This is a genomic window from Microbacterium sp. LKL04 (assembly GCF_900102005.1).
Taxonomy (GTDB): domain Bacteria; phylum Actinomycetota; class Actinomycetes; order Actinomycetales; family Microbacteriaceae; genus Microbacterium.
Window position 1 is genome coordinate 1,835,680 of sequence record NZ_LT627736.1, and the last position, 23,286, is coordinate 1,858,965.

At 68.1% G+C, this 23,286-nt stretch carries 24 protein-coding genes; 6 read left to right on the forward strand and 18 right to left on the reverse strand.

Translation table 11 applies throughout. The annotated features are described in order from the left end of the window. The first annotated feature begins 210 nt into the window (after positions 1–210). Genes BLP38_RS09030 through BLP38_RS09055 form a run of 6 tightly spaced genes read left to right on the forward strand, consistent with a single transcriptional unit; the run spans position 211 to position 7,812 of the window. The gene (locus tag BLP38_RS09030) at positions 211–1,527 is read left to right on the forward strand and encodes an ABC transporter substrate-binding protein (RefSeq protein WP_091356287.1); all 1,317 of its coding nucleotides are present in this window, start codon (positions 211–213) and stop codon (positions 1,525–1,527) included. Positions 1,528–1,540: 13 nt separating this feature from the next. Then, complete coding sequence (locus BLP38_RS09035) at positions 1,541–2,539, forward strand: carbohydrate ABC transporter permease (RefSeq protein WP_091356290.1); 999 nt, start codon at positions 1,541–1,543, stop codon at positions 2,537–2,539. Then, positions 2,536–3,432 (forward strand): carbohydrate ABC transporter permease, encoded by an 897-nt coding sequence (locus BLP38_RS09040; RefSeq protein ID WP_091356293.1) that lies wholly within the window; start codon positions 2,536–2,538, stop codon positions 3,430–3,432. Before BLP38_RS09035 ends, BLP38_RS09040 begins: the two co-directional genes overlap by 4 nt. Then, positions 3,429–5,930, forward strand: a complete 2,502-nt coding sequence (locus BLP38_RS09045; protein ID WP_091356297.1) for a glycoside hydrolase family 2 protein — start codon at positions 3,429–3,431, stop codon at positions 5,928–5,930. Before BLP38_RS09040 ends, BLP38_RS09045 begins: the two co-directional genes overlap by 4 nt. After that, on the forward strand, positions 5,927–6,892 hold the full coding sequence (locus BLP38_RS09050; RefSeq protein WP_442922925.1) for a glycoside hydrolase family 113: 966 nt from the start codon (positions 5,927–5,929) through the stop codon (positions 6,890–6,892). The genes BLP38_RS09045 and BLP38_RS09050 overlap by 4 nt, the downstream gene beginning before the upstream one ends. Next, positions 6,889–7,812, forward strand: coding sequence for an N-acetylglucosamine kinase (locus BLP38_RS09055; RefSeq protein WP_091356305.1), 924 nt, complete (start codon positions 6,889–6,891; stop codon positions 7,810–7,812). Before BLP38_RS09050 ends, BLP38_RS09055 begins: the two co-directional genes overlap by 4 nt. 170 nt (positions 7,813–7,982) lie before the next feature. On the opposite strand, the gene BLP38_RS09060 is transcribed toward BLP38_RS09055, so the two are convergent. The 18 genes from BLP38_RS09060 to BLP38_RS09145 form a co-directional block, all read right to left on the reverse strand. Further along, positions 7,983–9,794 (reverse strand): ABC transporter ATP-binding protein, encoded by a 1,812-nt coding sequence (locus tag BLP38_RS09060; RefSeq protein ID WP_091356308.1) that lies wholly within the window; start codon positions 9,792–9,794, stop codon positions 7,983–7,985. Continuing rightward, positions 9,791–11,611, reverse strand: coding sequence for an ABC transporter ATP-binding protein (locus tag BLP38_RS09065; protein WP_091356311.1), 1,821 nt, complete (start codon positions 11,609–11,611; stop codon positions 9,791–9,793). The genes BLP38_RS09060 and BLP38_RS09065 overlap by 4 nt, the downstream gene beginning before the upstream one ends. 312 nt (positions 11,612–11,923) lie before the next feature. Next, the gene (locus BLP38_RS09070; protein ID WP_091356315.1) at positions 11,924–12,415 is read right to left on the reverse strand and encodes a methylated-DNA--[protein]-cysteine S-methyltransferase; all 492 of its coding nucleotides are present in this window, start codon (positions 12,413–12,415) and stop codon (positions 11,924–11,926) included. Further along, entirely contained in the window at positions 12,412–13,917 is a 1,506-nt protein-coding gene (locus tag BLP38_RS09075; RefSeq protein ID WP_091356318.1) for a DNA-3-methyladenine glycosylase 2 family protein, read from the reverse strand. The genes BLP38_RS09070 and BLP38_RS09075 overlap by 4 nt, the downstream gene beginning before the upstream one ends. Before the next feature lie 64 nt (positions 13,918–13,981). Continuing rightward, the gene (locus BLP38_RS09080; RefSeq protein WP_091356320.1) at positions 13,982–14,554 is read right to left on the reverse strand and encodes a hypothetical protein; all 573 of its coding nucleotides are present in this window, start codon (positions 14,552–14,554) and stop codon (positions 13,982–13,984) included. Beyond that, positions 14,545–15,114, reverse strand: coding sequence for a hypothetical protein (locus tag BLP38_RS09085; protein ID WP_157681087.1), 570 nt, complete (start codon positions 15,112–15,114; stop codon positions 14,545–14,547). Before BLP38_RS09085 ends, BLP38_RS09080 begins: the two co-directional genes overlap by 10 nt. After that, entirely contained in the window at positions 15,111–15,605 is a 495-nt protein-coding gene (locus BLP38_RS09090; RefSeq protein WP_157681088.1) for a hypothetical protein, read from the reverse strand. Before BLP38_RS09090 ends, BLP38_RS09085 begins: the two co-directional genes overlap by 4 nt. A gap of 4 nt (positions 15,606–15,609) precedes the next feature. Then, a complete protein-coding gene (locus tag BLP38_RS09095) occupies positions 15,610–16,893 on the reverse strand; it encodes a putative T7SS-secreted protein (RefSeq protein WP_091356331.1) in 1,284 nt (427 codons plus the stop codon). Further along, on the reverse strand, positions 16,890–17,222 hold the full coding sequence (locus tag BLP38_RS09100) for a hypothetical protein (protein WP_091356334.1): 333 nt from the start codon (positions 17,220–17,222) through the stop codon (positions 16,890–16,892). Before BLP38_RS09100 ends, BLP38_RS09095 begins: the two co-directional genes overlap by 4 nt. A 94-nt stretch (positions 17,223–17,316) precedes the next feature. Then, positions 17,317–17,604, reverse strand: a complete 288-nt coding sequence (locus tag BLP38_RS09105) for a WXG100 family type VII secretion target (RefSeq protein WP_083199385.1) — start codon at positions 17,602–17,604, stop codon at positions 17,317–17,319. Beyond that, positions 17,508–18,233: a hypothetical protein gene (locus tag BLP38_RS14225; protein WP_157681089.1), complete on the reverse strand. Its 726-nt coding sequence runs from the start codon at positions 18,231–18,233 to the stop codon at positions 17,508–17,510. Before BLP38_RS14225 ends, BLP38_RS09105 begins: the two co-directional genes overlap by 97 nt. A 204-nt stretch (positions 18,234–18,437) precedes the next feature. Continuing rightward, positions 18,438–18,725, reverse strand: coding sequence for a WXG100 family type VII secretion target (locus BLP38_RS09115; protein WP_083199385.1), 288 nt, complete (start codon positions 18,723–18,725; stop codon positions 18,438–18,440). A gap of 533 nt (positions 18,726–19,258) precedes the next feature. Next, positions 19,259–20,044 carry a hypothetical protein gene (locus BLP38_RS09120; protein ID WP_091356340.1) on the reverse strand — a complete coding sequence of 262 codons (786 nt, stop codon included), beginning with the start codon at positions 20,042–20,044 and terminating at the stop codon, positions 19,259–19,261. Beyond that, on the reverse strand, positions 20,041–20,649 hold the full coding sequence (locus tag BLP38_RS09125) for a hypothetical protein (protein ID WP_091356343.1): 609 nt from the start codon (positions 20,647–20,649) through the stop codon (positions 20,041–20,043). The genes BLP38_RS09120 and BLP38_RS09125 overlap by 4 nt, the downstream gene beginning before the upstream one ends. Before the next feature lies 1 nt (position 20,650). Then, a complete protein-coding gene (locus tag BLP38_RS09130; protein ID WP_133400308.1) occupies positions 20,651–21,268 on the reverse strand; it encodes a hypothetical protein in 618 nt (205 codons plus the stop codon). A gap of 37 nt (positions 21,269–21,305) precedes the next feature. Further along, positions 21,306–22,502: a hypothetical protein gene (locus BLP38_RS09135; RefSeq protein WP_091356347.1), complete on the reverse strand. Its 1,197-nt coding sequence runs from the start codon at positions 22,500–22,502 to the stop codon at positions 21,306–21,308. A gap of 17 nt (positions 22,503–22,519) precedes the next feature. Beyond that, positions 22,520–22,813, reverse strand: coding sequence for a hypothetical protein (locus BLP38_RS09140; protein ID WP_091356350.1), 294 nt, complete (start codon positions 22,811–22,813; stop codon positions 22,520–22,522). A 79-nt stretch (positions 22,814–22,892) separates the two neighbouring features. After that, the gene (locus BLP38_RS09145; protein WP_083199385.1) at positions 22,893–23,180 is read right to left on the reverse strand and encodes a WXG100 family type VII secretion target; all 288 of its coding nucleotides are present in this window, start codon (positions 23,178–23,180) and stop codon (positions 22,893–22,895) included. Positions 23,181–23,286: the final 106 nt, after the last annotated feature.

Here is a 23,286-nt window from a genome sequence, read left to right on the forward strand (position 1 = left end):
CATCAACCCGCGAATGGGTCGTCATACGGGTTGATAAATACCGGATCAGAGCCAAATCGACATCACATTCCCGTAGCAGGACAGCTTCAGACAGCGCTGACATTCATGTCTTGTGAGCCGTAGCTCCGAGAGCTAACGTGAGCCGCGTCGGCGCCGTTGCCGACCCGCACCCGAGTGGTTTCGAAGACGAACCTGACAGGAGACGCACACATGGCACGTACACGGATCGGCGTCGCGATCGCGACGTTCACCGTCGCCGGCATCGCCCTCGCCGGCTGCGCCGGCGGCGGAGCGCAATCCGCTGGCGACAACACGATCGACGGAGAGGTGGCCGGCGACATCAAGGTCGTCACCTGGCGCACCGACCTGGTCGAGGACGGCACCTTCGACGAATACGCGAAGGAGTTCCAGAAGAAGTATCCCGACGTCAACGTGACTTTCGAGGGGATCACGGACTACGCCGGCGAGATGCTCACCCGCATGTCGACCACGAACTACGGCGACGTCATCGGCATCCCGGCGATCAAGCCCGACCAGTACGAGCAGTTCCTGGAGCCGCTCGGCGAGACCTCGTCCTTCGAGGACACGTACCGGTTCCTCCCCGCCGCGAGCTTCGACGGCACGCAGTACGGCATCGCCTTCGGCGGCAACGCCAACGGCATCGTCTACAACAAGAAGGTCTTCGACGAGGCGGGCATCACCGAACTGCCCACCGACGAAGCAGGCTGGCTCGAGACGCTGCAGAAGGTCAAGGACAACACCGACGCGATCCCGATGTACACGAACTACAAGGACGGCTGGCCGCTGACGCAGGCCTTCGGGAACCTCGGCTCGATCACCCACGACCCCGACGCTCCCATCACGATGGCCGAGAACCCCGCACCGTGGACCGAGGGCACCGACACCTACGCGGTCGACTCCTTCCTCTACGACACGGTCGCGGCGGGCCTCACCGAAGAGGACCCGCTCACCACCAACTGGGAGCAGTCGAAGGTCGACCTCGGCACCGGCAAGATCGCCACGATGCCCCTCGGCTCCTGGGCCATCTCGCAGATGCAGGCGGCCGCCGAAGCAAACGGCGGCTCTGCCGACGACATCGGATACATGGCGTTCCCCGCCAACGTGGACGGCACCCAGTACGCCGTCATCGGCGGCGACTACAACCTCGCCGTGAGCAAGCACTCGAAGGCGAAGGCCGCCGCGTGGGCGTGGATCCAGTGGGTCGTCGCCGACTCCGGCTACACCGAGGCGCAGGGCATGCTCTCGCCCGTCATCGACAAGCCGCTCCCCACCAACCTCGCCGGGTTCGAGGACTCGGGGGTCGAACTCATGGAGATCAACCCCGCTCCCGCCGGCAAGGAGGGCCTGATCAACGCGATCGCCGACGATTCGCAGATCGACCTGTACGGCCCGCTCTACCGCCAGAAGATCGTCGACATCGCCCGCGGCGCGGCCGACGGCGACAAGGACAGCTACTTCGCCGAACTCAACGAGCGCTGGGGCGCATCGGCGAAGAAGCTCGGCTGAGGACGGTTCCCCGATGGCGATCGCAGCACCCGGCTCCGCACCCGCGGATGCCCCTGCGGTCCTGTCCGCACCCGCCCGGGGGCGTCGGATGCGCGGCTCACGCCGCGCGTCCGGTGCCCCCGGCGCCGGGACGCGCCGGGCGGGACGCGGGATCGTTCAACGGCTCACGCCGTGGCTGTTCCTCTCCGGGGCGGTCGGCCTCCTCCTGCTGTTCACCTACTGGCCGGCGCTGAACCTCTTCTACTACTCGGTCACCGACTGGGACGGCATCGACCTCGAGAAGAATCTCGTCGGAATCGACAACTACATCCAGGTCTTCACCGACCCGCGCATCTTCAGCGTCTTCTGGGTGAGCCTTTACTACTTCGCCGCATCCTTCCTCCAGATGGCCATCGCGCTCTACTTCGCGGTGATCCTCAGCTTCTCGACCCGGTTCTCGAACCTCTTCCGCGGGATCCTCTTCTTCCCGTACCTGATCAACGGCGTCGCGATCGGGTTCGTCTTCCTGTACCTGTTCCAGCCCGGGGGCACCCTCGACACCGTGCTCGGGTGGTTCGGCCTCGCCGACCCGCCCAAGTGGCTGGGCGACCCGGACGTCGTCAACTGGTCGCTCGCAGGAACGTCCGTCTGGCGCTACACCGGGCTGAATTTCGTGCTCTTCCTGGGCGCGATCCAGTCGATCCCCCGGGAGCTGTACGAAGCCGCGGAGCTGGACGGCGCGAACAAGTGGCAGCAGTTCTGGTCGATCATCGCCCCCGGCATCCGTCGCATCATCGGACTGTCGTTCATCCTCGCCATCGCCGGCAGCCTGTCGGTGTTCGAGGTGCCGTTCATCATGACCGGTGGCGCCAACGGCTCGGCGACGTTCGTGATCCAGACCCTGCAGACCGCGTTCTCCTTCCGTCAAGTGGGCCTCGCCTCGGCCATGGCCGTCGTCCTCCTGGCGATCGTGCTGGTCGTGACCTGGATCCAGCGACGCGTGTTCCCCGACGAGAAGGTGGACCTGACATGACCGCCACCCTGATGCCGCCGACGCGGCCCACCCCGCTCCCCCGCCGCCGTTCGGGGCGGACGCCGCTCCAGCGCCTCGGCAGCATGAGCGCCACCGCGGCCAAGTACACGAGCCTCGTGATCGCCGCGATCGTCACCCTTCTCCCGCTGTCGGTGCTGCTGTTCGCATCGATGAAGAGCTCGAGCGAGTACGCCGCGACGGGTCCCTTCGATCCGCCGTCGAACTGGCTGAACTTCGACAACTTCGTCACCGCCTTCACGAGCGGCAAGATGCTCGAGGGCTTCATCAACACGACGATCGTGCTCGCCGTGTCCCTGGTCGGGACGATCGCGCTCGGGACGATGGCCGCGTACGCCCTCGATCGGTTCGCCTTCCGCGGCAAGAAGCTCGTCATGGGTCTGTTCCTGCTCGCGACCCTCATCCCGGGCGTGACCAGTCAAGTCGCGACGTTCCAGCTCGTGAACGGCCTCGGCCTCTACGACACGAAGGCCGCCCTGATCCTGCTCTTCATGGGCACCGACATCATCGCGATCTACCTGTTCATCCAGTTCATGCAGTCGATCCCGATCTCTCTCGACGAGGCGGCGATGATCGACGGCGCCAACCGCTGGACGATCTACTGGCGCGTCGTGCTCCCGCTCCTGCGCCCCGCGATCGCGACGGTGGTCATCATCAAGGGCATCGCGGTCTACAACGAGTTCTACGCTCCCTTCCTCTACCTGCCCTCCGAGGGCATGATCTCCACGTCCCTCTTCCGATTCAAAGGACCCTTCGGCGCGCAGTGGGAGGTGATCGCAGCCGGGACGCTCGTCGTGATCATCCCGACACTGGTCGCCTTCCTCGTGCTGCAACGATGGATCTACCAGGGCCTCACCTCAGGAGCCGTCAAGTGACCCACCTCTCCCGCCGCCCCCTCCACGACGGGTGGACCGTCCATGTCGCCGCCGGCCCCGCACCGGAGACCCTCGAAGGTCTCACCGTGCCTGCGGCGGTGCCCGGCAGCATCCACGTCGACCTGCTGGCGGAGGGTCTCATCCCCGACCCGTTCCACGGCGACAACGAGTCGCTGCTGGCGTGGATCGGCCTCGTCGACTGGACGTACCGGACGACGTTCGCCTGGACACCCGACGGCAACGAGCGCCACGACCTCGTGTTCGAGGGACTCGACACGGTCGCCACGGTCCGCCTCAACGGCACGGTGATCGGCGAAGTCGCCAACCAGCACCGCTCCTACCGGTACGAGGCGGCTGCGCTCCTGCGAGACGGCGACAACGACCTCGAGGTCGCCTTCCGCGCACCCGTCCCGTACGCGAACCAGGCGAGCCTCGAACTCGGCGCCCGGCCGCGCCCGTATCCGCTGCCCTATGAAGCGATCCGCAAGTCCGCTTGCAGCTTCGGCTGGGACTGGGGCATCGCGACCTACACGAGCGGCATCTGGAAGCCCGTGCGCCTCGAGTCGTGGTCGACCGCCCGCCTGGCACAGACGCGCGTCGTCGCCACGCCGGACGGCGACGGCGGACGCGTGACGGTGGACGTCCGCATCGACCGGACGGATGCCGGTGGCACACCGCTCGAGGTCCGCGCGGTCGTGAGCGGCCCGGGTCTGGACGACGACGCGACCGCGGTCGCCGCCGTCGTGGGCGAGGACGGTCACGTCGACGTCGAGCTCCCTGCGGCGCGTCGCTGGTGGCCCGTCGGACACGGCGACCAGCCGCTCTACACGGTCGAGGTCTCGCTGCACGCGCAGGGCGAGGCCGTCGATGCGACGACCCGACGGGTCGGTTTCCGGACCGTCCGCTGGGACACCGAACCGGATGCCGCGGGCACGCCGTACACGCTCGTCGTCAACGACCGGCCCGTCTTCGTGAAGGGCGTGAACTGGATCCCCGACGACGCCCTCCCCGTACGCGTCGACCGTGACCGCTACGAGCGCCGGTTCCGCCAGGCGATCGACGCGAACGTGAACCTCATCCGAGTCTGGGGCGGCGGGCTCTACGAGTCCGACGACTTCTACGACCTCGCCGACGAACTCGGCCTGCTCGTCTGGCAGGACTTCCTCTTCGCCTGCGCGGCGTACCCCGAGGAGGAGCCGCTGCGCTCCGAGATCGAGGCCGAGGCGCGCGAGAACATCGTCCGGCTCTCCTCGCATGCATCGCTCGCGCAGCTCGTCGGCAACAACGAGAACCTCTGGGGATTCGAGGACTGGGGCTGGAAGCTGAGCCTCGACGGCAAGAGCTGGGGCGCGACGTACTACTACGAGCTGTTCCCCGCTCTCATCGCCGAACTCGCCCCGCACGTCCCGTACGCACCCGGAAGCCCCTTCAGCCCGGAGACCGGCTGGGACGCGGCATCCGGTCGCCAGACGGGCCCTCACCCGAACGACGAGAAACACGGCAGCATGCACCTCTGGGAGCAGTGGAACCGCCGTGATTGGCCGACGTACCGCGAGCACACTCCGCGGTTCGTCGCGGAGTTCGGCTGGCAGGCGCCGCCGGCGTGGACGACGCTCGTCGAGTCCGTCGACGACGCTCCGCTGACGCCGGAATCGCCGGGCATGATCGTGCATCAGAAGGCGATGGAGGGGAATGCAAAGCTCACCAACGGGCTGCTCCCCCACTTCCGGATGCCGGTCGACATGGAGACCTGGCACTGGGCGATGCAGCTCAACCAGGCGCTGGCCGTCGGTGCCGCACTCGATCACTTCCGCTCGTGGGCGCCGCACACCATGGGCGCCGTCGTCTGGCAGCTCAATGACTGCTGGCCGGTCACCTCGTGGGCCGCGATCGACGGGGCCGAGCGCGTCAAGCCGCTGTTCCACGCGCTCAAGAACGCCTTCGCACCCCGCGTCGCGACCGTTCAGCCGCGCGACGGCAGGCTCGTCGCCGTGCTCGGCAACGACACCGACGAGGCATGGAGCGCTCCCCTGCGCATCCGACGCGTCTCGTTCGGCGGCGACGTGCTCGCCGACCGGACGGTCGAGGTGAAGGTCGAGGCCCGCGGAACGCTGGTGGCCGACATCGACGCCGACCTCGCGACGGCGACGGATGCCGCTTCCGAGGCGCTCGTGGTCGACGCCGACGCGGCGCGCGGGGTCTGGTACTTCGCCGAGCCGCGCGAGTCGACGCTCGGCGACCCCGGCCTGACCGTCTCGACGCGCACCGTCGAGGGCGGCACGGAGGTGAGCATCACGGCGGAGCGCTTCGCCCGCGACGTCTCGCTGCTCGCCGACAAGGTGCACGCCTCCGCCCAGCCGGCCGACGGTCTGCTCACGCTGCTGCCCGGCGAGACCGGACGCATCGTCGTCCACCACGGCGCCGGCGTCGCGCTCGACACGGATGCCCTCGCGCACCCGCGCGTGCTCCGCTCCGCCAATCAGCTGGTGACCGGATGAGCCTGCCCGGCGGACCCGTCTGCGGGATGACGTGGGGGTGGACGGGCGTCCGCGGAACGTGGACGACGCCGGCAGCCGCGGCATCCCTCGACGCGATGGCCGACCACGGCGTGACCTGGACGGCGCTCGCGTACGCCGCGCAGCAGGCGACGGCGTTCTCGACCGAAATCCCGTTCCGAGACGAGCCGACCGTCACCGAGGACGAGATCGTCCATGCGATACGCGCGGCGCACGACCGCGGGCTGAAGGTCTGCCTGAAACCGGTCGTCAACGTCGCCGACGGGACGTGGCGCGCCTTCATCGGCTTCTTCGACTGGGACGTGCCCGGTGAGCCGAGCTGGACGGAGTGGTTCGCCTCGTACCGCGCCTTCATCCTCGACGCGGCGCGCATCGCCGAGGCCGAGGGCTGCGCGATGCTCTGCATCGGGTGCGAGATGGTGCGCGCCGACGGGCAGGAGGCGCACTGGCGCGACCTGATCCGCGCGGTGCGGGAGGTGTACTCCGGACTCGTGACGTACAACTGCGACAAGTACCAGGAGGACCGGGTCGCCTGGTGGGACGCGGTCGACGTGATCTCCTCGAGCGGCTACTACCCGATCGATCAGTGGCAGGAGAACCTCGACCGGATCGAGGCGGTGGTCGCGGCATCCGGCAAGCCGTTCGTCTTCCTCGAAGCAGGATGCCCCTCGCGCGAGAACTCCCCGATGCGACCGAACGACTGGGCTCTCGAGGGCGCTCCGTCGGGACAGGCGCAGCTCGACTACTACCGCGCGATGTTCGACGCGTGCGCGGAGAGGGAATGGATGTCGGGGTACTTCCTCTGGGACTGGCCTGCCGAGCTCTACGCGCCCGACGCCGCCGACCGGAACGACGACTACTGTCCATATGGCAAGCCGGCGGGAGAGTTCCTGCGCGAGCGGTATTGGGCGCTGGCGGGCGCCACCACCGGAGGAGGACGATGAACGCGCGCCGAGTGCTCGCCATCGATGCGGGGCAGAGCGACATCAAGGTGCGGGTCGACGACGGGAGCCGTCGCGAGGACCTGACGTTCCGCGGCATCCACACCGGCATCCCCCTTCTGCCGCAGCTCGCCGACGTCGTCCGAGAGACCCTCACGCGGACGGGCTCCGACCTCGACGTGGTGACGGCGGGGATCTCGGGACTCACCGACCGGGATGCCGACGCCGATGCGCTGCTCGCGCTGATCCACGCCGACGGCGTGCGGGCGACGATGCTCGCGCACGACTCGACGACGTCGTTCCTCGGCGCGCTCGGCGACGGGCACGGCGCCGTCGTCGCGGCCGGCACCGGAGTCGTCACCCTCGCCGTCGGCGAGACCGAGACGGCGCGGGTCGACGGCTGGGGCTGGATCATGGGCGACGCCGGTAGCGGCTACTGGATCGGACGTGCAGCCCTCGATGCCGTCATGCGCGCCTACGACGGACGGGGCCCGGCGACGATGCTCACCGACGCGGCAGTGTCGCGCTGGCCGGACCTCACACAGGCCTACATGGCGCTGCAGGCCGACCACGATCGCGTGCGCGTCGTCGCCTCGCTCGCGCGCGAGGTCGCGGCGGCAGCGGATGCCGGGGACCAGGTCGCGATCGATATCTCTCACCGCGCGGCGCACGAACTCGCCTCGTCCGCTCGGACCGCGGTCCGCCGCGTGCGCACCGACGAGCCGGTGTTCGACGTCTGCGCGATCGGCGGGGTCTTCGCCTCGCGGACGCTGCATGACGCCTTCGAGGCCGCGCTCGGCGAGGGCGCGGGGCTGCGGCTCGTCGCCCCGCAGGGCGTCGGGATCGACGGCGCCCTCGCCCTGGCCGAGATCACGACGGCCCACCCCCTGGGTGCGGCCGTCCACCGCGCCGGCGCGATCTGACCCGCGGCCGGCGTCCGGCGTGCCGAGTGCAGGTTCAGAAGACTCCGACCGCAGGCTGCGCGCGGTGACGGCCGCCTGAACCTGCATCCGGCACGAACGGCAGACCACGAACGACGGATGCCGGGGCCCCGACTTCGGGCCCCGGCATCCGTCAGCGGCTCAGCGCCGGCTCAGACGAGCGATTCGCGCCAGGCGCGGTGCAGCTGGGCGAACTTGCCCGTGCCCGCGATGAGCGCGTCGGGGGTGTCGTCCTCGATGATGCGCCCGTGCTCCATCACCAGCACGCGGTCGGCGATCGCGACCGTCGACAGGCGGTGGGCGATGATGATCGCGGTCCGGTCGGCGAGCAGGGTGCCGAGAGCCTCCTGGATCTGGCGCTCGCTCGGGATGTCGAGCGACGCCGTGGCCTCATCGAGGATCAGCACGGCGGGGTCGGCGAGGAAGGCACGCGCGAACGAGATCAGCTGACGCTGGCCCGCCGACACGCGGCCGCCGCGCTTGTTGACGTCGGTGCCGTACCCGTCCGGGAGCCTCTCGATGAAGGCGTGCGCACCGACGGCGCGCGCCGCCGCCTCGATCTCGTCCATCGTCGCGTCGGGCTTGCCGAGCGCGATGTTGTCGGCGACGGTCCCGCTGAACAGGTACGCCTCCTGCGTGACCATGACGATGGCTCGGCGCAGGTCCTTCGGGTGCAGCTCCCGCAGGTCGACGTCGTCGAGGGTCACCGCGCCCTTCGTCGGGTCGTAGAAGCGCGCGACCAGCTTGGCGAGCGTCGACTTGCCGGCACCCGTCGTGCCGACGAGGGCGATCGTCTGACCGGCCGGGATGTCGAGCCGGAAGTCGGGCAGGATCGTCTTCGTCTCGGAATACCCGAAGGTCACGTCAACGAAGCGCAGGTGGCCGGTCGCCTCGCGCAGGTCGACGGGCTTCGCGGGGTCGGGGACGGTCGGCGACTCCTCGAGGACACCCGACACCTTCTCGAGCGCGGCCGTGGCGGACTGGTAGGAGTTCAGGAAGAACGCCACCTCCTGCATGGGAGCGAAGAAGTTCCGCACGTACAGGACGGCCGACAGCAGGAAGCCGAGCTCGAGCGCCCCGCTCACCACGCGCAGACCGCCCCAGAGCAGAACGGCCGCGAGGGCGAAAGATGCCAGGGCCATCATCGCGGGCTCGAACGTGCCGAACAGGCGGATCGAGCGCATGTTGATGTCGCGGTAATCGCTCGCCAGGCCGCCGAACTCGCGGTCGTTCGCGGGCTCCTTGCGGAACGCCTTGACGGCGCGGACGCCGGTCATCGACTCGACGAACTTGACGATCACCTTGGCGCTCACGACGCGGGACTCGCGGTAGACGACCTGCGAGCGCAGGTAGAACCAGCGCATGAGGAAGAACAGCGGGATGCCCATCGCGGCGAGAACCAGGCCGGATTGCCAGTCGAGCAGGATGAGCGCCACGAGGGTGAAACCGCCGTAGAGCAGGCCCGACACGAGCTCGTTCAGGCCGCCGTCGAGCAGCTCGCGGATCGTGTCGAGGTCGCTCGTCTGACGCGAGATGATGCGGCCCGACGTGTACGACTCGTGGAACTCGAGGCTGAGCTTCTGCGTGTGCAGGAAGATCCGCTTTCGGAGGTCCAGCATGACCGCCTGGGTCAGGCGCGCCACGACGACGGCGTACCAGCCGATGAGCGCGGCGCCGCCGATCGCGGTGATCAGGAAGATGATGACGACGACGATCGTCGGCATCCAGTCGGCTTCCTTCTGCACCGCCGGGAGCGCGTTCGCGATGCCCCAGCCGACCAGGGCGGGACCGGCGACGCGGAGGACGGTCGAGATGACGAGCACGATCCCCGCGAGGACGAGCTGCATCTTGAGCGGCGTGACGAGCGACCCGAGCAGTCGCAGCGAGCGACGCCGGATCTGCCGGCTCTCCTCGCGGGTGTAATCGGAGCGGTCTTCGCCGCTGGTGCCCGTGACGGTGCTCACAGGGACACCTCCCTCTTCTGCTGACGTTCCTGCTCGTCCTCGAGGCTCGAGATGACGTGCCGGTAGTGCTCACTGGTGCGCAGGAGCTCGGAGTGCGTGCCGACGGCGGTGACGCGGCCCTCTTCGAGGAGTGCGACGCGGTCGGCGAGCGTGACGGTGGAGGGCCGGTGGGCGACGACGAGTGCCGTCGTCTCGGCCAGGACCACCCGGAGGGCGTCTTCGACGAGCGCCTCGGTGTCGACGTCGAGCGCCGACAGCGGGTCGTCGAGGACGAGGACGGCGGGACGCGCCGCGACGGCGCGAGCGAGCGCGAGACGCTGGCGCTGACCGCCCGAGAGGCTGAGCCCCTCCTCGCCGATGACGGTGTCGACGCCGTTCGGCAGATCGTCGACGAACGCGGCCTGCGCGACCTGAAGGGCCTCGCGGAGCACGCGCTCCCCCTCGGCGCTCTGCGGGTCGAGGTCCTCTCGGCCGAGCAGGACGTTCTCGCGCACGGTCTGCGAGAACAGCGTCGCGTCCTCGAAGGCCATGCCGACGTGACGGCGCAGCTCGGTCAGCGGCAGGTCGCGGACGTCGACGCCGTCGAGCAGCACGCGACCGCCGGTGACGTCGTACAGGCGACCGGGCAGGGTCGTCAGCGTCGTCTTGCCCGAGCCCGTCAGACCGACGAGGGCCATGGTCTCGCCCGGTCGCAGCGACAGGTCGATGCCGTCGAGCAGGTCGCGCTCGGTGGCAGCGGCATCCTGGTACCGGAACCGCGCCCCCTCGAAGACGAGCTCGCCGCGGGGCTCCGCGATCGAGACGGGGTTCTCGGGGTCGACGATCGTGTTCTGCTCGTCGAACACCTCGAAGATGCGGTCCGTCGCGGTGCGCGCATCGACGAGGAACGAGAAGAGGAACCCGATCGATTCGACGGGCCAACGGAGGATCGTCGCCATCGCGAAGAACGCGATGAGCGCCGCGGTGTCGATCTCACCGACCGAGACGAGGTAGATGCCCGCGCCCAGGCATAGCGCGAAGGCGATGTCGGGCAGCAGGACGAGCCAGAACCAGATCCAGCCGACGGCCTTGGCCTTGCTGATCTCGGTCTCGCGCAGCGTCTCGGCCTGACGGGTGAACTTGCGCAGCGCGTGGCTGCCGCGGCCGAAGGCCTTGAGGACGCGGATGCCGTGCACCGACTCCTCGACGGCCGTCGCCAGGTCGCCGGCCTGATCCTGGCTCTGCCGCGACAGCATGCCGTAGCGGTTCTCGAACACGAAGCCCGCGATCCACAGGGGTGCCGAGACGACCACGAAGATCGTGCCGAGCAGCCAGTGCCAGCTGAACAGGATCGCCGAGCCGACGACGATCGTGATCATGTTCACGACGAGCAGCACGACGCCGAACGCCATCCACCGGCGGATGAGGCCGATGTCCTGCATCATGCGGCTGAGGAGCTGCCCCGACTGCCAGCGGTCGTGGAAGGCGACCGGCAGGCGCTGCAACCGGCCGTAGAAGTCGGTGCGCAGTTCGTACTCGACGGCGGTGGCGGGAGCGAGCACGAACCAGCGGCGCGCCCACACCATGAGCGCTTCGAGCAGGCCGAGCAGCAGCACGGCGCCGCCGCCGAGCGCGATCAGCCACGGGTCACCGGAGGCGATCGGGCCGTTCGTGCCGACGATCTGCTCGAGGACGAGGGGGATGGACAGGCCCAGCAGGCTCGCGATGAGCGCGCTGAGGGCGCCGAGCCCGAGACGCGGAAGAACGGGCTTCGCGAAGGGGATCAGGCGGGCGAGGGAGCGGGCGGTGGACAGACGGGGATGCGTCGAGGAGGTCATGATCCTGCACAGGAGAGGAGCGGATGCCGGGCGGCGAGAAGCGCAGCGAGGCGCGGACGATCAGGGTCGCGGGGACCCGTCGAGGGAGAACGGAGAGGGGCGCGGGAAGCTTCCGCGCGAGTCAGACCTTCGGTGTCATCCCTGACGGACGGGGCGTCCGGCGACGAGGAAGGCGGCGGACTTCGTGTTGACGATCTCCGGGGACATGGCTTCCTCCTTGATGGGGCCGGACAGGGCGCCCGCATCGTGCGGGAGCCCTCCAGGATATCCCTGTGATTTCGCTGTAAGCAAGCGCTTACTCGAAAAAACGGGTCAGATCGCCGCTTCGCGCTCCAGCAGCCGCATCTTGACGTCGAGGCCCCAGGCGAATCCGCCGAGGGCTCCCCCGGTGCGCAGCACGCGATGGCAGGGGACGAACAGCGCAGGGGCGTTGCGGGCGCAGATGGATGCCGCGGCCCGGACGGCGGTCGGCGACCCGAGATGGGCCGCGAACTCGGCGTAAGTGAGGGGACGGCCCGCCGGGATCCCGCGCAGCGCGCTCCATCCCGCGAGTTGCATCGCCGTGCCGTGTTGGCTGACGGGCACGTCGTCGATCGCCGCGAGGTCGCCGTCGTAGTAGGCGGCGACGGCGTCCGCGGAGCCGACTCGACCGGTCCTCACATCGGCGGGCACGCGATCCGGCCGCAGGCGTCCGAGGATCGCGTCGGCATCCGCCGTCCACCCCGAGGCGAGGACGCGACCGTCTTCTTCGAGGAGGGTGAAGGCACCGTCGGGGGTGTCGAGGGTCTGCAGGATCGCGCTCATCGGTCGTCCTTCCGGAGTGAGGGTTCAGGGGTTCCCGCACGCCATGCCTGCGTGACGGGCGCGGCATACCAGAGGTGCGCCATCAGATAGCTGCGCCAGGGTGCGACCCGGGTCGACCACGCGGTGAGTCCGGTGGCGTCGGACGGGATACCGACCGCCGCCGCTCCCGCCCGGGCGGCCACGTCGCCCGGAAGCAGGACGTCCGGGTCGCCGAGGACCCGCATCCGCACGTAGTCGGCCGTCCAGGGGCCGATACCGGGAAGCGCCAGCAGCCGCTCGCGCTGTTCGAGGGTGTCGTCCCCCGGACTCAGCCGGAGCGACCCCTCGGCGAGCGCCCCCGCCGCGTGGACGATGGCGCGGATGCGAGCCCCGGGGCCGCGCAACACCTCGGCGCCGCGTTCGGCGATGACGGTGGGCGTCGGGAACAGGAACGACGGCCCCGAAGGCGAGTCGACGGGGTCCCCGAGCGCGGCGGCCAGCCGGCCCATGACGGTGCGCGCCGATGCGACGCTGATCTGCTGCCCGATCATCGCCCGGATGAGCATCTCGTCGGCGTCCATGGCCGCAGGCAGCCTCACACCCGGGATGCGGGCGACGAGGGGCCCCAGTTCGGGATGCCGCGACAGCCCCGCGTCGATCGCCGCCGGATCCGCGTCGAGATCGAACAGGCGACGCACCCGGGAGATGAGCGGGGCGAGGTCGCGGAGCGAGGTCAGCTCGGCGCGCAGGCGGAGCCGGCCGGCGGCATCCTGTCTCACCTCGAACCAGGCGGGACCGCCGTCCAGGCGGATCGTGCGCGCGAAGGATGCCGCATCGCCGGTCTCGACGCCCGGGATCGCGTGCGCCCGCATCCACCCGAAGAGCCCCACTGCGTCGAACGGTTCTCGGACCGGGAGGACGAGGTCGATGCGGCCCGGAGTCGCCAACGTGCCGCCGCGGCGACGCGCGCGCAGCTCGGTCGGCGACAGGGTGAAGACCTCCGTCATCGTGTCGTTGAACTGACGGATGCTGCCGAACCCTGCCGCGAAGGCGACATCGGGCATCGACAGGTCGGTGTCGACGAGGAGAGTGCGCGCCGTGTGCGCGCGGTGGGCGCGCACGAGGGCGAGGGGCCCAGCGCCGAGCTCCGCGGTCAGCAGACGGGTGAGGTGCCGGTCCGAGTACCCGAGCCGTTCGGCCAACCCGGGGACGCCGTCGCGGTCGACCACACCGTCCGCGATGAGGCGCATCGCTCGCCCCGCGACGTCGCCTCGCAGATTCCACTGCGGAGAGCCGGGCGTCGCTTCGGGGAGGCACCGCTTGCATGCCCGGAAGCCCGCTTCGTGCGCGGCGGCACTCGTCGGGAAGAAGCTGACGTTGGCTGCCTTCGGCGTCCGCGCCGGGCAGCTCGGTCGACAGTAGATGCCGGTCGAGTGCACCGCAGTGACGAATTGGCCGTCGAAGCGAGCGTCGCGCGCGTCGATCGCACGGTACCGCTCGTCGAAGGTCATCGCGATCGTCATGACCTCAGCCTGGCACGTCCCCCCGACATGATCTCGCGGGAATCGGACATGGCAGACGACGTCGTCAGACTCCGGTGGCGAAATGAATCGAGCGGAAGATGTCCTGCAGCTCCGACTGCACGGCCTCGAGGAGGAGGGGATCCTCCGTCAGGAAGTCGAGCAGGTAGACCAGCCCGGCCCGCACGCCGATCTGTCGCACGGAAGCGACGGTGGCGCCGTCGATCTCAGCGACGATCACTGCTTCGATGGCGTGTTCGAAGGCGGTGTCGGTCCATACTCGCCAGGTCTGCACACGACCCCCGATGCCCGCTCGCACCATGTCCATCAGGCCCTCGGCCGAGTCGACGTCTGATTCCGTGACGTACAGGTGGGCCACGACTGTCGGCCCGCCTATCCCTTCGACTCGCCAGAACCTCTCGAGCGCCCCCGGCAGCGGGGAGGGCATGGTCTGCAGGGCTTCCGCCGCCTCGCGCACACCCGAACGCACCTCCTGCGGTGCGTCGAGCCCTTTGAGAAGGCTGTCGGCCACTTCGGTCGCCCACGCAGTCGGGTCATCGAACGACTGCCACGGGAAGCCCGTCGGAATCGGAATCCAGGTCGCCGGCAGCGACAGCGCGTATCCGGAGGTCACCGCCACCTGAACGTCTCCATGATCGAGTCCACGAGTTCGGTCGCGCCGTCGATGAGCGCGGGATCCGCGCCGTCCGGATAGGGCACGGCGGCGGTGAAGACGAGGCCTCGTCGCCCATCCGCATCGGGCACGGCGAAGCCGTAGCCGATTGTCCGCGTGGTGATCCCGGCGGTGTCCCCTTCGCCGCCCTTCTCGCCTTGCCAGCGAAGGATGGGGCCGATGGCGGAGTCGATGGAATCGACGGGCGCACGCGTCAGCGCCTGGACGCCGTCCGCGAAAATGACCCCGGCCGGCGCGACATGCTGACGGACGGCAAGCGAGATCGGCAAGTGGGCAAGGCCATCGACCTGCCGATCCGCGAGATAGATGCTGTGGGTCCCCGACTGCTCGAGCTCCTTCCACCGTCCGGCGGCCAGCATCCTCATCCTGACGTCGAGCTCGGGGTTGGCGACCTCCTTCATGCGCGCGGCGAGTCGCGACGTGAACTGCTTTCGTCCTTCATCATCCACGCGGTAGCGGGACCACCCGGGCGGGAGCATGATGTGAAACCCCGACAACTGGGTCATGCGTCTGCGCCTCGGCGACGACGACTCTTCGCTGTCGACGCAGCCACACCGACGAGCAGCACGACGAGTGCGGCGGTGTAGACGACTGCTGCCACCCACTGCTGGCCGAAAACGGTGTCACCCGACCGGGTCCCCCCATCGGGGACGAGGAGTGAGAAACCGAAGGCACTGACCATGGCCGCCGCCGTCGGACCGAGCAGACCCCGTTGCCCGAGCTCGTCACCGGCTCGCGCGCTGACAGCGACGATCAGGGCGAGCACCGCGGAGATCGCGGCGAGGCCGACCAGGATTGCCGTCGGCATGGGGAAGAGCGGGTACGGGATGACGGGGTCCCACTTGGTGTCCATCGATGCGCTCACCTGACCGCCCGACAGCAGAAGCGACCCTATGAGGTAGACCACCAGCGCGATCGGTGGGATCACGGTGATCACCACATAGAGCGTTCGGGTCACGGAGTGCGCGTGGCGCGCGGAAGCGGTCGGCTGTGGCACGGCGTCAGCCTACGCGGATGTCTCGGAGACCAGGGATCTCCGGTTGCGCATCGGCGAGTCCGAGGATGTCGACGGTACTGAAACCTCCGAAGGAGATGATGTTCGCGCCCTGACGGAGCCCCCCGGGCAGGGAGGAGACCGTCGAGGAGATGAACTGCTGCACCCCCGGATTCGTCGCCCACGGACTGTTGCGCATCGTGTTCAGGAACGTCGACACCTGGGCGGTCTCCGCACTGCCCAGACGAATGGCCGTGAGCGGATTCGTCAACATGCTCGGCGACGGCAGAGCCAGCCACGAGCGCACCGGAGCGAAGAGCGACTGAGCGGGCGTCGCCCACGTCGTGGGACGCAGCAAGGAGAAGCGGGGCAAACCGGCGCGGATGGCCGTCGTCACGGCTCCGCGCCCACCCTGGACGACGGTTCCGAGCGTGGGGACGCCCCGCGCCAGCAGCTTGCCCACTCCGAAGGGCAGGAGCCCCACCGCGCTCCACGCGAGGTCGCTGAGGCTTGCCCGCCCGAAGGCGAACTGCAGAGCAGTGAGGAGGAAAGACGCCGCCGCAAGCGCGAAGATGACCATGCCCAGGAGTCCGGTCAGGGGCGCGCCGATGACGAGAGCAATGATGCTGAGGACGACGAGGACGATGGCGATGACGTCCAGCAGATCGTCGACGAACTCCCAGAACCCGTCGTTGTTCCCGGCGGTGTCGATCGCGTTCTCAATGCCGTCGACAGCGTCATCGTAGGCATCCGACCAGGTTCCGAACATGTCGTCGAAAGACGTCCACATCTCGTTGCGACGCGTTGTGGCCGCGGTCAGCGCCGACGCGGCGCTGTTGGCCTCCGACTCCGCCTGCGTCTGCGCCTGGGAGAGCGAATCGTCATCGGAACCCGATGCGAGGTTCGTCGCGTGCATCTCCGCCTGATCAGCCTCGGCTTTGGCCGAGACGGCCGACTGGAACTCGCGTTCCGCGGTCTCGACATCGTCGAGGTTGGATCGCAACCACGACTGAGCGGTCTGCAGGGCATCGGCGTAGGTAGCCAACGCCGAACCGGTACCGCGGTACCGGACCGCCGCATCCGCCAGATCGCCGTGCGTCTCCTTCGCCATCTCGGCGAGCTTGTCGGTGCCCTTGCTCTTATGCACCGAGGAGTCACCGATGTTCTTCAATTGATCGGCTGTCGTCTCCATGGTGGTCGCGAGGGTCTTCAGATGAGTCGCCCGGGTGGAGATGTCGACAGGAGTTCCCTCGAGCGGGCGGAGCTCGTGGCCCGTATTGGGGGATCTCATCGTGCAGCTCCCGGCGCGTTGACGTTCTGCGTCGTGGTCGACCCTTCGAGCTCGCTCGCGGTACTGGTATCCCACTCTTCCCAGCCGTCGATGATCGACGTGAGCTGGTCCTTGATGTTGGTGAGATTCTCCGTGAGCTTGCCGCGCTTGTCGCGCCAGGCGACCTCGAAGTCGATCACCTGGTTCAGCAGATCGCCGCGCCCGTCGGGACGCTGGATCGCTCCCTCGAGGTCGTCATTGGCGTTGGCCGCCGCGTCGAACTCAGAGATGGACGCTGAGAGACCTTGCCTCGCCTGCCTGAGTTGCTCAAGGTCGAGCATGATGTCCATCCGATACGCCTTTCTCGTGAGGTACTGCCAGATCCCAACCGTCGCAATCGTGTGCGGGGGCGACCCGAAGGCTGCCCCCCGCACAAGATCAGGTTCAGCCGCCGGCGAGCTGCTGGTCGAGGTCCTGGATCGCGCGCATCATGCCCAGCAGAGCCTCGGACATGTCGTTGATGCCATCGGTCGCAGTCTTCAGACCCGTCGTCAGCTCCCCGTAACCCTCACCGAACTTGCCCGACGCGTGCTGCGTTTTGAAGTCCTCACCCAGAAGAGTGTCGACCTGCGACTTCAGCGAGTCCAACTGACCCTGAATGTCATCACGAGCCTGCGACAGCGACGACGCCACCTGCTCCATCTCTGCATAAGACGCACCGAAATCGGCCATCGTCCACACCTCCACACATCGAAGAAACCGACCCACCCCGGGCCGACACCAAGAGTCAACCAAACACCAACCGATAGACCAATGGGGAGAGGTCCCCACTTGACAAACACGACCGGACTACGGTGTTGATCCGCCGTTTCGAGGTGCCATCGAAGCGCCCAACAGACCGACGCCGCCTGCAGGTCGGTGGAGACCTGCGCCCGCTCACCAGGCGTCATCCCCGCCACCGCCTTCTGCGACCTCTCCAGATCGCGACGCCGGCGATCGGTGCCGCTGTCCGCGGGGCCCCGGAAGAGAGCGAAATGGAGGATGCCGACGATCACGTCCGCGATGAAACCTGCGAGGCCGAACGCCCCGGAAGTGGCACCCCCGGCGATGGCGAGAGTGCCGACGAAGGTCGCGACGGCGGAGGGAAGAAGGTGCAGGACACCGAGAAGCCGGTGGATGCCGGGGTCGGTTCCGAGCGATTCGCGGTTCTCCGTCACGAGGCCGTATCCACCGACGAGCGCCGCAACGGCCGCCAGGATGCCGGGCACAGCGAGGTGAGCGGTCCCGTCCGGGTCGAGGACCCACGCGACGACCATGAGGTAGGCGATCACCGGGACGATGAAGCTGGCGATGTGCGACAAGGTCTAGAGGCATCCCCACGCCGGCGCCGCGTCCTTCGAGAGGTCCCTCCAGGCGCCAGGCGGGGCGAAGGCGGCGAGCGAGCGACGAACACTGACGTACCGCGAAACTCAGCCATCCGACTCGTCACGCCCCCGGTCGATCCCCGATGACAACGACAACGAGTGGGCACCGAAGCGATGCCCACTCGTTGCGATGAAGACGGTTCAGCCGCCGGCGAGCTGCTGGTCGAGGTCCTGGATCGCGCGCATCATGCCCAGCAGAGCCTCGGACATGTCGTTGATGCCATCGGTCGCAGTCTTCAGACCCGTCGTCAGCTCCCCGTAACCCTCACCGAACTTGCCCGACGCGTGCTGCGTTTTGAAGTCCTCACCCAGAAGAGTGTCGACCTGCGACTTCAGCGAGTCCAACTGACCCTGAATGTCATCACGAGCCTGCGACAGCGACGACGCCACCTGCTCCATCTCTGCATAAGACGCACCGAAATCGGCCATCGTCCACACCTCCACACATCGAAGAAACCGACCCACCCCGGGCCGACACCAAGAGTCAACCAAACACCAACCGATTGACCAATGGGGAGAGGTCCCCACTTGACAAACACCATTCGAACCCAGAACACCCTGCACCGAAATACGGCGGTCTTCGGAGAGTCCGCCGCTGCGTCATCCGCGCCGGATCATCTCCTCAAGCTCTGGTGCGTCCACGTGCCCGCAGTACGCTGCCCAGGCGACGTAGGCGAATGGGCCGAGACGTTCAGCCTGAGCTTGGACGATGTGGCTGACGGATGCCGCATCGCGGGCGAGGATCTCTTGTTCGCGACACCGCAGACCTGAGTCGACCACCCTGCGCGGTCGACATCGGGCACTCGGCGTACCGCAAGCGCGAGAATCGCTGTGATCTGCTCCGTTCCCCGACCAGGAGCACCTCGCGGACGATCATGAGTCGACCTCCGACGGCGCGATCCGGGGCCGAGCGCATACAGGTTCCACCGAATCGACCCGTCCCTGACTCCGCACGGCGACCTTCAGTGGCGCTCCTCGTCAGCAGGTCGGTAGTAGTCCGAACCGACCTCCGGCGCCATCGTGAGGCCGAGCTCGCCGGCACGTGTCGCGGTGGCCCGCGCTGCGGTAGCCGCGTCGATCAGAGAGCGATCCAGCAACCGGGCGATCGCCGCGTCACGAGCCGAAAGGATGTCGAGCACGACGGCGTCGGGAATCTCCCGGATGCTCTGCTGGACGTTCTCGTGCGGATTCTGCGGCCCACGGGTCCGACGCAAGGCGAGGAAGGTGAGGACGACGTAGACGAGCACGTCCACGCCGACGACGGCGAGCCACCACCACCCCGCGTCGATGATCTGCCTCTCCCCCGCCCCGAGTGCGATCGCGATCGTCACGAGCCCTGGGACGATGTGAAGGAACGCGATGGTGCGCACCGCGGACCGCGACGCGGCTCGGGGGTGCCGTCGCTCCTGGATCTCGCTCCAGACCGTCACGATAAGGGCGATGAGAGTCAGGATGCCGGCGAATCCCAGCGGGAAGTCGTAGGCCGTGCCGGAGAGGGACCACCTGATCATCGCCGCAGCGGCCGTCACCGGCGCAGCGAACGACACGATGTAGGCGAGCCCCTGGAGACAGCTCGCCGCGGTGATGGAGCGGTACTCGGAGGTCGCCACCTCACGGGGTGCGAGGAGCGCGAGTTCGCGTTGGGTCGCCGCCGCTTCGCGGAAGGATCGCAGTTCGAGACGCCACCAGTCCTCGGGGGCCCATGCCGCGGCCTCGTCGACGAGCTGATGAACCGAGGGCCGCGTCATGCGGGCCAGCTCTCCGCAAGACGGCTCACTGCGCCGTCGAGCTCGTCGAGGCGCTCGCGGTCAGCCGCCGAGGTGTAGCCCGCGACCCGAACGGAGCTCACCATCTCCTCGGCGATCTTCTCCACCGCCACGAGTCCGTACGGAGCGACCGGGCCGAGCACCATTCCTACCGATCGCGTGGTCCCGAGGAAGAGCCATCGGCGGAATCCGAAGTCCCCGTTCTCATGGCGCTCCGCGGTGGTCACCGAGAAGCCGTCGCCCAGTTCGGCCGTCTCGACCAGCGACGACGTAGCCGGAAGCAGCGCCCGGCCGTTCCAGAGGAACTCCGCCTGTTCCGCCCGTTGCAACGGCCCGTCGGACGCGAAGATCACGAACGGTGCCAGAACTCGCGCCCCGGGGCTCACCAACAGGAACGCGCGGTGGTCCGTGCTGTCGAGAACGGCGATGTCTTCGAGCGCTCCCGCGACGCGCGCCCCGGCGGCGGCGTCCAGCTCGGCAACGGTGCGGAACCGGCGCGCGCGCTCGCGCGCCCAGGTAGCGGGATCCAGCCCGACGTCGGACACCGGGATGCAGTCGGTGTCCCGATACGTGAGTGTGATGTCCATGTCAGCGCACACTCCAGGTGAACGTGGCGATGTGGTGATCGAACAGTGCCGTCCACGCCTGGAGCACGGGATCGTCCTCGGCGAGGTCTTCGGCGTGGGCGACGGTCGCCGTCCACTGCACGGCCTGCGTGCGCCGCGACCCGGGTATGGCGATCAGATAGTGCACGAGGAACGAGACGGCGCGGACGCCGTCGAGGACGACGGGACTACTTTCCGTCCAGCGGACGATCCGGTGGTCTTCTCCGAGAGCGGCCGCGCCCCGGTTGCGGATGGCATCCTCGACGATGGCGTCCAGGGGCACCTCGGGGCTCGCGACGCGTTTGATGCCGACCAGACTCGCGGCGCCGAGGGCCCACGTCGGTGACGACTCACCTGCGAAGGCATAGGCGAAGGCGTTCTGCGACCGCAGCGACCGAAGCGCGTCGCCCACCTGCGCCCCGAGACGACCGGCGAGGTCGGGTCTCCCCGCCCCTGCGAGCCGTTCGCGCGCCGCCGCCACCAACTCGCGTTCGGTCTCCATGTCAACGTCGTAGCCCTGCCAGCCGGGGGGCAGCAGCATCCGATAACGGGGTATCGCCACGCCTCCGGCACCGACCAATTCCGCGCGAAGATCGCTCATCGGCTCAGTCTGTCATGGGCATGAAACGAAACCTCCGTCATGAGAACGGATTCTGGTCGGGGTCGAACGCGCCAGCGAAGGCTCCGTTGGCGGTATCGCGAATCTGACCGACCAGAGAGAGCTGAGCAGACCAGACGGTCGCCATCGTGTCCACGGCGGCACCCGCACCGGAGCCCATACTCCCCCACCCGGCGATGTTCCGCCCTGTCAGCAACCCGGCCGAGAAGTCGGCGGCGCGGTCCACGAAGGTCGCACCGCGTAGGCCGTTCAGACCGGAGAGGTAGTTGCTCATACCGCCCCGGCCGACACCGAAGAGTCTCACGGCATCGTCGCCGAACGAGGTCAGGAGTGCTTGGCCGCCTCCCGCCTGCGTAAGGCCGCGGATGCCCTTGGCAGCGGGCCCCAGGAAAGGGACGACTCCGATGACGCCGAAGGCGACGTCGACCCAGCTTCCGTCGTTGTACGCCAGCTTCCGGGTGAGCGCCACGACCAGCGTCGCCACCGCGACGATGGCCGCGAGGGCTGCGATGATCGGGCCACCGATGACGACCGCCAGGACGGCGAGGACGATTCCGGCCACCGCGAGCACGTTCGAGAGGAACTCGAGGGCGCCCCTGATGTCATCGGACGTCGAATCCTCGATCTTCCCGCTGACGCCCTCGCGAATGTTCGCCGCCGCGGTGGTGAATGCATCGTGCCAGGTGTCCCACGCGTCGTCGTACTCACCGGCGGCGGCATCCCACTCGCCCTTCTTCGCGTCGGCCTGCCCCTGCACGGACTGAGCGTGCGTGTTCGCGTCGTTGTACGCCGACTGCTCATCGGCGTCCGCGTCGTCGTCGGGCTTGCGAGGTACGGCCCCCGCCGCAGTGTCGGCGTCACGGGACAGCTCGTAGTACTCGTCCCACAGGTTCCGCAGGCGGCTCACGATGGGGTCGATGGTCGCCTTCGAGTCCTCGAGCGCACCTCCGTACGTCTGAATGTGCGGTCCCACGGCGGCGTAGAGCGACGCCGCTTGCGAGAGGTCACTGCTGACCTCGCCGCTGACCTCGCGCAGCTTCTCGACGGCGTTGCCCTCCATGTCCGCTCCGTCTGCGACGAGACGTTCGATGAGCGCCCAGGCGTTCGCCATCTGATTTCCGAGGTCGACGATCTGCTGGCCCCGCGTCTTGACCTCCGTGGGGTCGCCGTCGAGCTCACCGATCAGGTTGTTGCCCTTCGGGGTCTCTGAGGGCATATAGGGAAGGACACTCATCATCGCTCCTCGGTACGGCTGCCGGCTTCGACATCGAATTCCTGGAAGCCCTCGACCAGACCCGTGACCTGGTCCGCGACGGCTTTGCAGCTCTCCATGAGCCGCTTCCGCCGGTCATCCCAGCGGCCCTCGAAGTCGTGGGCGACATCTTTGAGATCGTTCTTCCCATACGGGCTACCGACCGCGCCTTCGAGATCACGGCGCCGCGCGCCGGCATTCTCGAACTCGCCGATGATGCTGGTGAGCTGCGTCTGCAACTCACCGAGCTCTGCATAACTGACTTTGACGCTCACGGTGCTCCCTCCATGGGTCGATCTGATGGCGAGACGATGGGGCGAGCATCTGCGCCCGCCCCATCGAGATGCTCTGAACTCAGCCGCCGGCGAGCTGCTGGTCGAGGTCCTGGATCGCACGCATCATGCCCAGCAGAGCCTCGGACATGTCGTTGATGCCATCGGTCGCAGTCTTCAGACCCGTTGTCAGCTCCCCGTAACCCTCACCGAACTTGCCCGACGCGTGCTGCGTCTTGAAGTCCTCACCCAGAAGAGTGTCGACCTGCGACTTCAGCGAGTCCAACTGACCCTGAATGTCATCACGAGCCTGCGACAGCGACGACGCCACCTGCTCCATCTCTGCATAAGACGCACCGAAATCGGCCATCGTCCACACCTCCACACATCGAAGAAACCGACCCACCCCGGGCCGACACCAAGAGTCAACCAAACACCAACCGATAGACCAATGGGGAGAGGTCCCCACTTGACAA